Below are 13,149 nucleotides of genomic sequence, written 5' to 3'. Positions count from 1 at the left end.
CCGAGCGCGAGCTGCCATCGTTCCCGACGAATCTGTCCGAGCCGGCGGGTCCGCCAGTCCGTCAGATCCTGGACTGGGTCCCTTCGTCCACCTCGCATGGAATTCGTTGCCGCGTGCGAAAGTAATGCCTCGGATTCAGCGGCGATCATCGACTTGTGCACTTCTTCTCCTACCGCAGAAGGTACGCGGCGCTCGTCGTAGGGGTCTGCTGCATGGATAGGTGACATCGGAGGTGGCTAGACGAGCATCTGAGCCGCGGGACAGAAGGACTACGCGACCTGGGACGAGTACTACCTGTCCTGGCGAGTGGACTTGCCCACTCGATCGGAGCGAGCACGATCCGCGCCCCGCCTGGAGATCTTCTGGGACCAATCGAGCCTCTAGCTGGGGAAGAATCAGGCGGAAGTTACGTCGCCTGTCTGTATCGCAGGCGAACGCCGTGTCCCACGAAGGAGAACAAGCCGCGCGAGGAGGAGCTGAACGGGTTGGGGAGCTGGATGATCTGCCGCGACCGGTTCAGCGCGTCGGTGATGACGAGCAGCCTCCAGCGGTTGTTCCTGGCGTTCTCCTGGGCGCAGCGGACTTCGGTCTCTCCGAGCTGGATCTCGCCGCCGTCTCTGGAGGTGGCTTTCACCTCGAACATGCGGTCACCGCCGCTGAACGGGACGCTGAAGTCGTACCCGAGGCTGTCGTCGCCAGGATCTCCCGCGAAGCAGGCCGCCCGATTCCTCGATTTCCAGCACTGTTCGGTCACACGGTCCGCAAAGCGGTTGAGCAACCACTGATACGCGAGCCATTCGCCGGCGAACCCGACGGCGTTCAGCTGCTCCGGTGACGTCCGCGACGGCTGTTTGGATGTCCGGGTGCCGGTCTGCGTGCTCGCCGAGCGCGGTCCTGTGGCCGTCACCGGTGCCAACCTGGTGAACTTCGCCGGAGTTGTGAGGAATCCTGGGCTGTTCTCGAGCGAAGTCGTCAAGGTCCGGCGCAAGGCCTCCAACCCGTCCTGCACGTCGAGCGGGGTGCCGTCGACATCGAGGATGCGTCGCTCCCTGTGCCGCTTCTCCCGTTGTTGTTCCTCTTCCGTCGCTTCCGTGCTCAGGTCCTGATCGGTGATGTCCAGCTCCGCCGGATCGGTGCTCGATGGCATCCCGGCCGGCCATACCCCGACCGTGCGCAGCCACGAGATGAGCTGATCGCTGTCCAGGACGGTGAAGTCGAGAGCACCTGCCGCCGAGAGAGCGTTCACCGCGTGGAGTGTGGACGTCGAATCGAGGTCGACTGCGGGTTTTGTTCCACCATTCTTGCGCAGCCATGCGTGCACGAGGGGTGCGGCCTGCTGGAGCATCTGCTCGGCGAAGGCGCGGTTGACCTCCCGGGCCTGCTCCACGAGAATCATTTCCGGGCCCTCAGTCGGAAGCGTGGTGTGAATCAGGCTGGTCAGCTGTTCCGCTGCCGAGATCAGGATCTCCGCCTCGGTGATCTCGTCCCGCACGTGCCGCCATGCGTCAGGTGCGCTCAACGCGGTCAGGTCGCGCAGTTGAAGCCAGTTGTCGATCGGCTGAGCGGCAGCGTGTTGGGGGAGCAAAGCCCAGCGAAGCCGATTCACCAGCTGCCGGCGGTTGTCCGGGCGAAGAACGCCCAGCCGGAAGCTTTCCGCGTGCTGTGAGCTGTAGTCGATCAGCGGCTCGTGGGGCGTGATCGTGCGCACGGCGTCGTTGATTCCCTCGAGAGAGATGCTGAGTTCTTTGCGTAACTCGTCGAGATGGCTTGTGCGCTGCGAGGTTTCGAAGAGGAGGTCGGCGTCGATCGCGGAGACCGGTGCGGCCTCTCGCAGCATTTCTCGCGCCACCAGTTCGGTCGGATGTCCCTCAGAGGCCGACATCGCGGTGTGCAGTTCGGCAGCGGCTTCTGGGCCCCAGAGTTGGTGCACAACGGGCAGGAGCCTTTCCAGGGCATCCAGGGGGCTGCTGCCCAGGTGGTGTGCTGTGTGCGCGAGATTCGCCGGCTCGACCTCGCAGGCATCGGCCAGCAGGTCGAAGTCCAGTACGTCCTCGGGTTCGACACCGGGTTGCCGGAGCCGCGCCATCGCGAGGCGTAGCAGCGGAGTCGCCCGAGTCTGGTTGACCAGGCGGAGAACAGGTTCTGCCGCGGCGTCCGCCAACTCCCAGGTGATCCTGAACGGTTGTGCGGCACGGGTGAACACGAGTGTGGGGTGTTGTGCGTCGGGGACCGGAAGCACACCGCGCATGCGTGCCGGTGCGGGCCTGGACTCTCCGGCCATTTCGACCGTGACTTCCTCCGCGATGACGACTCGTACGGCGGCCAGGACGGTGGCGATGTCCGCCAGCCTGCTTTCCCCGGGACGTTGGTCGGGAGGAGTCCGGTGTTCCAGGAGAGCTGTCACCACAGTCGCCAGCCAGGGCAGCACGTCGACGAGGAGCCGGGCGTCGCCGGTCGGCGTGAACTCGGTGCCGTCGAGCAGGATCCGGATGAGCAGCTCGTCAGGACGCGCGGCTATGTCGCCGGGGAAGGCGGTCCGCACTTCGTCAGCGTTCCGGTCCAGATGCAACACCGGGTATTCGAAGTCGGCCACGACCTGGCGCAGGAAGTCGTCATCGCCGTCCTCGGTGACGACCACCGGCTCCTCCTCGGTGAAGTCCGCCACCCCGAGCGCGTCGAGACGATCGCCGGTCGCGACGATTAGTCTCGTCAACGACTGCGGCACATCTGTCCACTTGGACTGTTTGAAAAGGATGTTCCAAGTGTTCCGGTATGTGTTCCGCAACGAGGGGAGGAGGTTCGCGTCGACAAGGCCGTCCGCGAGCAGCGACGCCAGATGATCGAGCTGGCGGCCCGCATGGACCGGCGCGTCCCAGACCGGCATGCCGAGTCGTTGCAAACGGTTGAGCACTGGTCGGTTCGTCTCGGCGAGCACCCGCAGATCACGTCGAAGGACCGGAGCGAACCGGGGAGGAACGCTTTCCTTGAACAGCCACGCTCGCTGCAAAGTCTCGAAACGCTCGCTCTGGGTTCGAGGATCGTGGACGACAAGCCAGCGTACGCGGCTGAGAAAAGCGCCCAGAGGCGTGCTGATCGTCCGAGGATCCTTGTCACCTGGCCGGTCACGTTCCCACGTCATTGTGAAGAGGTCGTCCTGCCAGCCCTGCAACCCCAGCAACACCAGCTTGGCGTAGGCCACCCGAGCGGTGTCGGGGAGGTGTTCCACGCGATCTTGCCCAGGAAGCCACGTCAGCGGCGTCCTGGTGGTGTAAGGAGTCCCGGGGAACCTCGCGGTGAAGCGGGGAAGCCGTGTTCGCCACTGAGCGGCGACGCCGGACGGCAGGGAGCCGTTGAGGGCGAGATGTTCCGGGCGGAGTTCGTTGCCGTGCGGCTTGCGCGTTTCCTGTGCGCGGTGAACAGGAAGCTCGTTCAACACGCCGAGCTTGCCCAGGAACTCGACCCAGCCTTGACGATCGTCGTTGTCGCGGAGCAGCTGTGACGGCGTCACGAGCAGCCTGCCCGCGAGTTCGCTGAGCTCGCCGGACGTCTCCTCGTCCACCGCTGTCACGCTCTCGAGCAACTTTCCGTTGGTACCAGGCCATCCGGACGAGAACAGGACCTGGGTGGCGGGCGAGGGCGCCCCGCTCACGGTGGGCAGCCGGACCCCGGCTGTCCGCAGGTCGAGCTTCGCGCCGCTGCCCCGCTGGAGATCGTGGAGGAAGCGCAACGCCCCGGCGTGGACGTCCCGGTCTTCGGTGGACGCCAGAACCCGTCTGACGTGGTCCAGGAGGGATCGCGCGTCGAAACGGCTCACCAGGCCGTTGTTCGACAGGAAAGCACGTGCTCTCGTGCTTCGTCGTGCTTCGTCGTGCCAGACGAGCTCCGGATGGAGCAGGACGACGCGGTCGCTGAGTCCTTCGGGAAGGGTGAGCTCGACGTCGGGGTCGATCTCCTGCTCGCCCTCGACAGGGTGGTGCACAGGCGGGAAAAACGGTGTTGGGTCGCTGCGCCGCGCGACTTGAGGCCGCCCGCCGATCCTCGCCCGCACCGGGTCCGGTGGTTCCAGGCAAGCCACCAGCCTCCAGTTCTCGGCCAGGAGGACCCGGCGGCCACCCAATTGCAGCGCATCCGCCGCACGCTCGAACAGCACTGCAATGTCGTCGTAGAGAAGATCCCACCTGTCAACGGCCATGCGTTGGCGTGCGACGAAACGTGCCATGGCTTCAACGGCTTCAGCGAGCTGTTTGGAGGTGAGGTCGATGCTCTCGCCCATGACGGCCGCGGTCTGCCTGAGTCGATCGAGGCGGTCTCCGTCCAAGCCGGCGTACAGGGTCCTCATGCCGAGAGCCTGGTCAGCGAGCTCAGGGGTCAGCACCTCGCATTCGCGGTTCGGCCATAGCCACGCGTCCGCCAGCGCGACGGTGTCGCCCGAGGTGGAAGGGAGCAGCACAGGTCGCAGCCCCGCCGCCCGGACGAGGTGGTCGACATCGGTCCCCGACCAGCTCACCAGATCCACCGCGAGTGCTGGAGAGTCCGCGTCCGGAACCACCAGCGAACTATGGAGCAGCGACGAGTTCACGTCCAGCGCGAGCACGGCCACCGCGTCGAACAGCATCGCGTTCAGAGGATGGTTGCGAACCAGACCTCGCCGCGCGAAGTCGGTGTAGAACGGCGCGTGTACGTGACCTGGGAGCGGGGCGGTGCTCTCGGAACCCATCGGTAGGTACGTGTAGAGCCTGCCGTTCTCGACCGGTTCGTCGAGCGAAACGGCGACCGCCACGTGCGCCGGGGTCTCCCACCGGAGCCACTTCGGGTTGAGCAGCTCCGCGTCGACCGACTGCCGCAAGGCCGCCCGCAGCTCCGCCGGGTCGACGTCACGGCTCACGACGAGGAATCGTTGCCGCTCGTTGACGGTGACGACCTCGGCCGTGATCGTCTTGTCGCCCTCCACGACGAGTGGCTGTGCCCCGCGGCTGAGAGCCACCTCGCTGTCCGGTTTCTTGCCACCGCGGCGTTTCAAGCACAGCGCGCTCATCCTACGCAGAAAGAGCATCACCGGCGACGAGGCCCGCTCCAACTCCGAGAACCGCTTCTCGACCTCGGCCGCCGCCACCTCGGAACGCACGGGGAACCTCATCACCGTCCGGAATCCGTCGCGACGGAGTTCCCGGACGGTCTGCTGAAGAGTGGCCACAGGGACTGGGACGGTGTAAGCCGAGACATCCTGCCGAACTCTGAGGAACGACTCCTCGTCGGGTGTCATCCCACGCAACTCGGCATCGGTGGCGAAGCGGAAGCTGTACCCGTCGCGCTCGGGATCAGTGGGGTCGCAGCTGTAGATCTCCGGCCATTCGCAGATCTGCAGGACGCTCTTGAAGCCGACTCCCTTGTTGCCGATGCCTTCTCCGACCGTCTTGCTGCTCTGAGCCAGTTTGCAGATGGCGTCGAAGCTGTCGTGGTCGAATCCCCGCCCGCGGTCGGCCACGTAGAGAACACCGTGTTCGTCCTCGTCCCGGTCGAACCGCATCAGGACCTGTCCGCCGCCGTGATCGGCGTCGTGTGCGTCGTGCGCGTTCTGAAGCAGCTCCAGAAGGAAACGACCGCCGTACTCGTGGGTGGTCTCTTCGATGAGGTTCTTGACGCTGCGGTGGGGGTTACTGGGGTCTTTGCTGTTCAGGTAGCTGTGGACAACGCCCTCACCTCGAGCACGGACGATCGACTCGAAGCTCACAGCTCTGTTCTGAACTCGCATGAATGCCCCGCGCTTCCTTCGCACTTTCGGTGATCGAGGTCCTTCTCACGTTCATTCGCCGGCACGGACGCTCGCGTTACAGGTTTCTGCGGGCTGGCATGGCCCGGCATGAGCGTCGCTGCGGGCATTTCACCGTGTCAGCGTCCTGTGTTCGGAAGGGTGAACAATAGAAGGTCCAGTTGCAGCACCATCTCGTCACACCGCTGCTTGAGGTCCTCGGCAGGCTAGGATGATTGGCGGCTCATGAGTGTACGCGGATTCGGGGATGTCGTCAGCCGGTGTACTTCTCCAGGGCTGGATTTCGGCCGCTGAGGAAGGAGTTGCCACCGGTGTCCAGACCATGAACGGGTTTGGTGTGGTTGATCTGCTGAAACCTGATCTGACCAGCAACACCCAGGAACAGCTCAACTTCTGAACGACGAATCCGCGGCGGTGTCCGGTGTCGCAGCCGTGGAGCTTCGCGTATAGGGGTGGCCTGGAGGTGCGGTACGCGGTGGCCGCGCTGGTCCAGCTGTTGGCTACGGTGCTCGCGGACGGTAGCAACTCCGCTGGCCGCAGGGACCGTGAGAGCAGACCTGGACCTTCGGGGCCGGGTGCTGGGAGCCCGCCGCGGGAGGCAAGGACTGCCTGCCCGACACGGTGACGCACTACGGCACACCCGACCAGTGGAAGGCCAACCCGGAACGTACGCAGACCATCCAGTTCCCGACTGACCGTCAGACCATTTCGGAAGATCCGTCCCCGTTCGGCATCGAACAGCGCCAGATCTACGAGATCGACCCATACGTCTACCTCCCGCAGAGCATCGCCCCCGCGATCACCTTCTACGACGCCCCCGCTGTTCCTCAACGATGTGACCAGGGCCGGACCGCGGTGTCGTCCAACTACGTCCGCGGAAGCGACTGCGTGTTCCACGAACAGACCGGCGTGTTCCAGCTCTCGGTGTCGGACGACCGCGTTGCCGAGTCCGCACAGTTGATCCGCGGCGCGATCGACAACGGGAGCAGTACGAAGCCGGGCACGGCGGGCAAGCCGAACGCCTGGATTCCCGGCAAATTCGGACGGCGCACCCCTCCATCGGCTGTATCACGACCAGATCGGCCGTGACAACAACGGCGCTGCGGCGATCGAGGCCTGCAAGCAGCACTTCGGCCCCAACTACAAGGACCGCCATGGCCCCGCCGACCCGACGGCGACCAACGACTGCGACGAATACCCGTTCCGCACGACCTACCAGGGCGTGCAGTTCACCATCAACGACAACACCGATCGCAGCTACGCCGTCCGCCCGGTCCTGGCCCGGCAGAACCAGAAGGCCGGCGACCTGCTCGGCCAGTTCGGGGCGAACGACCACATCGGTGAAGAAGACCCGTACTACGTGCTGATTCGCGACTGATACCGTGCTGTGGTGCGGCAACAACGTTGCCGCACCACAGCTGATCCTCAGGAGCGTCGATTGACCGCGAATCTCACCAAGTCGGTGAAAGCCAGGATTCCTGTCGAGTTCTCGCAGTTTGTGCTATTCGACTACTTCAGCGACGCGAGCGTGTCCGATATCCAGCGGCCGGCCAATGCCGACTGGGTCGGATGCGCCGACCGCGGGGGAGCGGTATTTCACGCATCCGATCAATCGATCGCCGCGCATATTGACCTCGAGCTCTGGTCAGAGGCACCTGCGGATCGTGGCCTACCAGGTGACGTCGCGCGATTCGAAGGACGCTTCACCGCAGAGTCGGGCCGTGTGATCCTGGCGAGCCTCACGGGGTCACCTGGCGATGTCACGATCGATTTGCCCACGGCACCACACTATGCGATTCGCGCGATTCGGCTGAGCACATCAGTCGACGAAGAAGACCGTCAGAACGAAGCATGGCGACTGCTGGTGTGGCCAGAGTTTGGCTAGGAGCTGTTTGAGGTTTGGATCATGTGGTTGAGGTCAGGATCTTCAACCACATGATCGCCGCACGTAGGCGTAACCCTCGTAGCTGTGTGGTGACTTGTCATAGCGGGTGGCCAGGCCACGCCATGTCTTGATCTTCTGGAAGCACCGTTCTACGGTGTTGCGTCGCTTGTAGAGCGCTGGATCGAACGTGACCGGTCGGCCTCCGGCGGAGCCCTTCTTCTTCCGGTTCGGCTGCTGGTCGGCCCTCTCCGGGATCACCGCTGTGACCCGGCGGTCGCGCAGGTAGGCCCGGTTGGCTTTGGGGGAGTACGCCTTGTCCGCGGCCACCGCGCCCGGAGGGGTGCGCGGCCGACCGATCTTGCCGGGGACCCGGATCTGGCCGAGCAGGACCTGGAACTGCGGGCAGTCCGCGGCCTGGCCGGGTGTGAGCACGAACGCCAGTGGCAGCCCGCGCGCGTCGACCGCGGCGTGGATCTTGCTGCTCAGCCCGCCCCGGGACCGGCCAAGCCCCGCCGCGCTCGCGCGTGCCTTGCGGCGCCGCCGGAGGACGGCACACTCTTGATCGGCAGACGTCCCCGTGCCTTTCTGATCCTGCGCGACCTGCGATCGATCACCCGCAGTACCCGCTGCTGGGTGGGCAACGGAGCCCCTTTTTCCTCGGTCAGCGCCTGTTCCAGTGCATCGAGGGTCTCCCCGGCGACGGCCAGGCGGCTGACTCGTGGTGAGCCCGCACGATCGTGGAATCCACGCTGACCAGTTCCAATCCGACCTGTCCGCGCGAGGCGGCCTCGGCGATCAGCGCGTCCATCAGCGCCTGGAACACCCCGGTCTTGGCCCAGGCGTTGAACAGCGAGTAGACGGTGGACCAGGGCCCGTACCGTTGCGGGACGTCACGCCAGCCCGAGCCGGTGCGAAACCGCCACAGGATCCCGTTGAACTGGTCCCGCACCCGCCGCGGCAACGGCCCCGTGGCCGCGACCGGCACATGCGGTTCGATCAACGCCCACTCGGCATCGGTCACATCAAAACGTGCCACATCCGTGTTCTACCAGCACGCCACCGGCCAACCTAGATCCGAACTTCAAACAGCTCCTAGGTGTGATGTCCAGGGACGTTGTTCCGGTTTGGGTGTGTGACGGCTTGTCGTGAAGACAGGTGAAGGCCTCTGGATGTGAAGTGGAGCTGTCTAGGAACCGCTTCACCACCCGGAGGCCTTCGTGTCCCACCCTAACGCGGCGCTGACACCGCGTGCCCGGCTACGCCTGGCGCGTCTCATCGTCGAGCAGAACTGGCGGCCGGCCGAGGCCGCGAAAATGTTCATTGTCGCGTCCAAGACCGCACGTAAATGGGCTGAGCGCTACCGGCTGGAGGGCGAAGCCGGGATGGCCGACCGCAGCTCACGGCCGAACCACAGCCCGGCCAAGACCCCCGATGCAGTGGTGCGGCAGATCGTCGTGCCTGCACTGGCGGCATCGGCTCGGGCCAGTGCAGATCGCGGGCCGGCTGGGTCTCGCGGCCTCGACGGTGCACGCGGTGCTGGTGCGCTGCCGGATCAACCGTCTCTCCCGCATCGACCGCGTCACCGGCGAACCGTTGCGCCGCTACGAACATCCGCACCCAGGTTCGCTGCTGCACGTCGACGTCACCAACTTCGGCAACATCCCCGACGGCGGCGGCTGGCGCTACGTCGGCAAGAAACAAGGCGACCGCAACCGCGAGGCCACCGCCAAACGCACCGGCGCCCGGCACGCCCACTACGAACCCAACGTCGGCACCGCATTCCTGCACACCGTCATCGACGACCACTCCCGCGTCGCCTACATCGAAATCCACGCCAACGAGACCGCCGCCACCGCCATCGGCGTCCTGCAACGAGCGATCACCTGGTTCACCGACCATGGCGTCACCGTCGAAAGAGTGCTGTCCGACAACGGATCCTGCTACCGCTCACACGCCTGGCGCGACGCCTGCGCCGACCTCGATATCGGCACAAACGAACGCGGCCCTACCGCGCCCCAGACCAACGGCAAGATCGAACGATTCCACCGCACCCTGGCCGACGGCTGGTCCTACGCCCGCCACTACCACTCAGAAACCGAACGCCGGGCAGCCCTACCCGGCTGGCTGCACTTCTACAATCACCACCGAGCCCACTCCGCCCTCGGAGGCCAGCCACCCATCACCCGGCTGACCAACCTCCCCGGACATCACAACTAGGGCGTGTCCGCCGGAACGCTGACTGCGGGATTTGATCAAATTACGTTGTGGCGCGTGGTGATCTGACGGATGCGGAGTGGGCGATCCTGGAGCCGTTGCTGCCGGTGCCGACCTCGGGACGTGGCGGCCGGTGGGGTGATCGTTGGCGGGTGATCAATGGAATCCTGTGGCGGATGCGGAGAGGTGCACCGTGGCGGGATGTGCCGGAGCGGTACGGGCCGTGGAAGACCTGTTATGAGCGTTATCGCCTCTGGGCGGCGGACGGGGACGTGGGCGCGGCTCAAGCGGCAGGTCCAGGGCCGTGCCGAGACCGCGGGGGACATCGACTGGGATGCCCAGGTCGATTCCACGGTTGTGCGCGCCCACCAGCACGCGGCGGGCGCCCGTAAAGGGGGCTGAGTCCCGAGGAATCGCGGGCAGCCCAAGGACTTGGGCGGTCGCGGGGCGGCCTGACATCTAAGATCCACACTGTCGCCGAGGGCCGGGGAAGATCGTTGGCGACTCGTGTCACGCCAGGTCAGGCCGCCGATACCAAGCAGCTGGAGTCGTTGCTGGACGACATCGCGGTCCCCCGGCCGGGCAAGACCGGCCGGCCGCGCAAACGTCCTGACTCACTGACCGGGGACAAGGCCTACGGCAACAAGGCCAACCGTGCTCTGCTGCGGAGCAAAAAGATCAAGACCGTGATCCTCGAACGCCGGGATCAGGTCAACAACCGGCTGCGCAAAGGATTCGCCGGTGGACGGCCTCCCTCATTCGACAGCACCCAGTACAAGCAACGCAACCAGGTCGAGCGAGGGTTCAACCGCCGCAAGCAGTTCCGCGCAGTGGCCACCCGCTACGACAAGCTGGTCAGCCACTGGCAAGCCACCAACGACCTGGTCGAGATCATCGACTGGATCCGCGCCACACCAGACAAAACCCGATCATGACCCGGCGGACACGCCCTAGCCTCGTTCTACGAAGCTGCTGCTGTGGTTCGGGCTGGCGTGCATGTGCGCGCTCAGCGGTGACCACGTGCTCGCGGCCCGCCCACAGCAGAGCGGGATCATCGGTGGCGTCGGCGCTCGCTAGGATCAGCAGCGACCGGCCGGAGATTCGTCCAACCTGGACTGAAATCCGTTGCACGACTGACGAGTCCGGCACCCGAATCCCGCCTTCGGCAGCTCTTGCAACGCCAGCGGGTTGCCGCGCGCCTCGGCGAGCACCTGCTCGTCGACCACACCGACCAGCTTGCGCGCGTCGGTGTCGGACAAGTCAGTGATCTCCAGTGACGGCCGGCCGCCGGCCACGACCTCGGCGAGGCCACCACCCTCGAGGAGGCGACGCACGCCTGTGTCAGACGACCGGCCCATGGTGATCAGGCGTCCAGGACTGCCAGGGCGTCGATCTCGACGAGCAGGCCTGGCGGGAGTTGCATGTAGACGGTGGTGCGTGCGGGAAAGGGCTCGCCGACGGCCGCGGCGTACGCCTCATTCATCTCGGCCAGATGGGTCGGATCGGTTAGATACACGCGCAGCATGATGACGTCTTCCATACCCGCGCCGGCCGCCTCGAGGACAGCGGTGATGTTGCGCAGGACCTGTGTGGTCTGTTCGGCGATCGTGGTGCCGACGACCTCGCCGGTGTCCGGGTCGAAGGGGAGCTGCCCGAAGACCTGGAGGACGGGTCCCTTGCGGATGGCCTGGGACAGCGGGGCCGACAGGGAGGGTGCGTTGCCGGTGGTGATGACGGTTCTGGTCATGGTCTTCCTTGAGCGGTGAGCGGCGAAACGCATGTGTGGGGTCAGTTCCACGCCCGGCGTTCCTGGCAGCGGGGGTCGTCGATCTGGATCCACTCGACATCGATGTGCATGGTGGCCCGGCGCCCGGTGTCGTACTGCTCCCAGCCGGGGTCGCCGGTCCGGGCGAACCGGATCCAGGTTTCGTGCACGCGTGTGGCCAGGTTTGCGGGGGCACGGTCGGGTCCGAGCAGGGCGTTGGGACCGTTGAGCTCGGGTCGGTGCGCGAGGTCGAAGACGAAGGGCAGCTCGACCGCGTGGGTGGCGCCGAGCTCTCCGTCCAGGGCGTGGGAGCGCCATGCGAACTCGTAGGCGTAGGTGGCGGACTCCGAGTGCGCGGCGTGAGCGTCGGTCAGAGCGCGGCTGCCGGCGCCGAACAGGGCGTCAGCCATGATGGCGGACCGCAGCTCGGCGAAGGACGCCTCGGGTCGGGACGTGCGGTAGGTCTCGACGAGCAGCGCCGGGTTCGAGTGTGAGCGCGCCGCCGCCTCGTCGACGTCGGCCGCGGTCGAAGTGGCGTACTTGCCCACGGGAACCAGGTAGAGATTGCCCTCTTCGGTGTTCGTGCCGACGAGCAGGTCGACGTCGGCGCTCAGGCCGGCGGCGACCGATTCGGCAGGCTGGGTGTCGAGGACCAGGCTGAAGGGGCTGAGTCCGATCAGCGGGTCGTGGTGGGTCGCGGTCCGCAGGTTGATGCCCGCGAGTTGGGAGGCGGCCTCGACAAGGCGCTCGTCGGAGATGTCAGCGAAGGCCTCGATGTGGGGCTCGCTGCCCAGGGCCTCTGCCGCAGCGTTGGTGACGCGGGCGGCCTGCTCGGTGGTGAACGCCCCCAGGCCGCTGCCGCTCTGGACGATCGCTCGGTGGAACAGGCCGGCGGCCTCGTCGGTGGCGAGGATGCCGCCGACGATGGTCGCCCCGGCCGACTGGCCGAAGAGGGTGACGTTGTCGGCGTCACCACCGAACGCGGCGATGTTCTGGTGCACCCAGCGCAGCGCGGCGACGACGTCGAGCAGGCCGCGGTTGGCGGGTGCCCCGGCGACGTCGAGGAACCCGGCGATGCCGAGCCGGTAGTTGAGGGTGACCAGGACGACGCCGTCACGAGCGAACGCGGAGCCGTCGTACAGGCTGGACCGCGTGGACCCGGCGACGAACCCGCCGCCGTGGACGAACACCATGACCGGCAGATTGCCACCTGCGGCGGCGGGCGTGAAGACGTTGACAGTGAGGTAGTCCTCGCCGCGGCTCCAACCGGCCCCGAAGTAGGGGGTCATGTCCACGTTGCCGAGCTTGCGCTTCGACTGCGGCGCATTCGGTCCTGGCACAGTGGCATCGCGTACGCCGTCCCACGGCTCGTGCGGCTGCGGCGGCGTGAAGCGGCCTGCACCACGGGGCGGGGCAGCGTAGGGAATGTTCAGGAAGGTGAGGGTGTCGCCCTGGCGCAGACCACGGACTGCTCCCTGATCGGTGGTCACGACGGGGTCGGGGTGGTGGTTCACA

8 protein-coding genes and 3 pseudogenes are annotated in these 13,149 nt (G+C 66.1%); 6 read left to right on the top strand and 5 right to left on the bottom strand.

The features are described 5' to 3' along the window. Positions 1-406: 406 nt before the first annotated feature. Complete coding sequence (locus ADL03_RS06520) at positions 407-5,731, bottom strand: sacsin N-terminal ATP-binding-like domain-containing protein (protein WP_053732444.1); 5,325 nt, start codon at positions 5,729-5,731, stop codon at positions 407-409. Between the two features lie 286 nt (positions 5,732-6,017). Here ADL03_RS06520 and ADL03_RS46620 point away from each other — a divergent pair, with 286 nt between their 5' ends. The 4 genes from ADL03_RS46620 (at position 6,018) to ADL03_RS46610 (ending at position 7,655) form a co-directional block, all read left to right on the top strand. Beyond that, entirely contained in the window at positions 6,018-6,167 is a 150-nt protein-coding gene (locus ADL03_RS46620; protein ID WP_157528133.1) for a hypothetical protein, read from the top strand. 224 nt (positions 6,168-6,391) lie between these two features. Further along, on the top strand, positions 6,392-6,859 hold the full coding sequence (locus ADL03_RS06515) for a hypothetical protein (protein WP_053732443.1): 468 nt from the start codon (positions 6,392-6,394) through the stop codon (positions 6,857-6,859). 133 nt (positions 6,860-6,992) lie between these two features. Further along, on the top strand, positions 6,993-7,148 hold the full coding sequence (locus tag ADL03_RS49405) for a hypothetical protein (RefSeq protein ID WP_231641576.1): 156 nt from the start codon (positions 6,993-6,995) through the stop codon (positions 7,146-7,148). 60 nt (positions 7,149-7,208) lie between these two features. After that, positions 7,209-7,655 (top strand): hypothetical protein, encoded by a 447-nt coding sequence (locus ADL03_RS46610; protein ID WP_157528127.1) that lies wholly within the window; start codon positions 7,209-7,211, stop codon positions 7,653-7,655. 19 nt (positions 7,656-7,674) lie between these two features. Here ADL03_RS46610 and ADL03_RS50695 read toward each other — a convergent pair. Further along, a pseudogene (locus ADL03_RS50695) lies at positions 7,675-8,691 on the bottom strand (IS5 family transposase). A 181-nt stretch (positions 8,692-8,872) separates the two neighbouring features. Between ADL03_RS50695 and ADL03_RS06500 the strand changes: the two are divergent. Both ADL03_RS06500 and ADL03_RS46600 read left to right on the top strand, forming a co-directional pair. Further along, positions 8,873-9,872 (top strand): annotated as a pseudogene (locus tag ADL03_RS06500) (IS481 family transposase). 47 nt (positions 9,873-9,919) lie between these two features. Beyond that, positions 9,920-10,804: pseudogene (locus ADL03_RS46600) on the top strand (IS5 family transposase). Between the two features lie 144 nt (positions 10,805-10,948). Here the strand turns inward: ADL03_RS46600 and ADL03_RS06485 are convergent. The 3 genes from ADL03_RS06485 to ADL03_RS06475 are packed head-to-tail and all read right to left on the bottom strand — an operon-like array spanning position 10,949 to position 13,148. Beyond that, on the bottom strand, positions 10,949-11,203 hold the full coding sequence (locus ADL03_RS06485; RefSeq protein ID WP_053732441.1) for a hypothetical protein: 255 nt from the start codon (positions 11,201-11,203) through the stop codon (positions 10,949-10,951). A gap of 29 nt (positions 11,204-11,232) precedes the next feature. Then, complete coding sequence (locus tag ADL03_RS06480; protein WP_053732440.1) at positions 11,233-11,616, bottom strand: RidA family protein; 384 nt, start codon at positions 11,614-11,616, stop codon at positions 11,233-11,235. Between the two features lie 41 nt (positions 11,617-11,657). Next, a complete protein-coding gene (locus ADL03_RS06475) occupies positions 11,658-13,148 on the bottom strand; it encodes a carboxylesterase family protein (RefSeq protein WP_053732439.1) in 1,491 nt (496 codons plus the stop codon). Between the last annotated feature and the right edge of the window lies 1 nt (position 13,149).

Source organism: Nocardia sp. NRRL S-836 (assembly GCF_001279525.1).
Classification (GTDB): domain Bacteria; phylum Actinomycetota; class Actinomycetes; order Mycobacteriales; family Pseudonocardiaceae; genus Lentzea.
Note: the sequence above shows the minus strand (reverse complement) of the source record. Positions and strands in the feature narration are given on the sequence as shown.

Excerpts from the sequence above, each read along its gene's own strand:
- ADL03_RS46620 (WP_157528133.1), top strand. The coding sequence starts at position 6,018 with ATGTCGTCAGCCGGTGTACTTCTCCAGGGCTGGATTTCGGCCGCTGAG.
- ADL03_RS06480 (WP_053732440.1), bottom strand. The coding sequence starts at position 11,616 with ATGACCAGAACCGTCATCACCACCGGCAACGCACCCTCCCTGTCGGCC.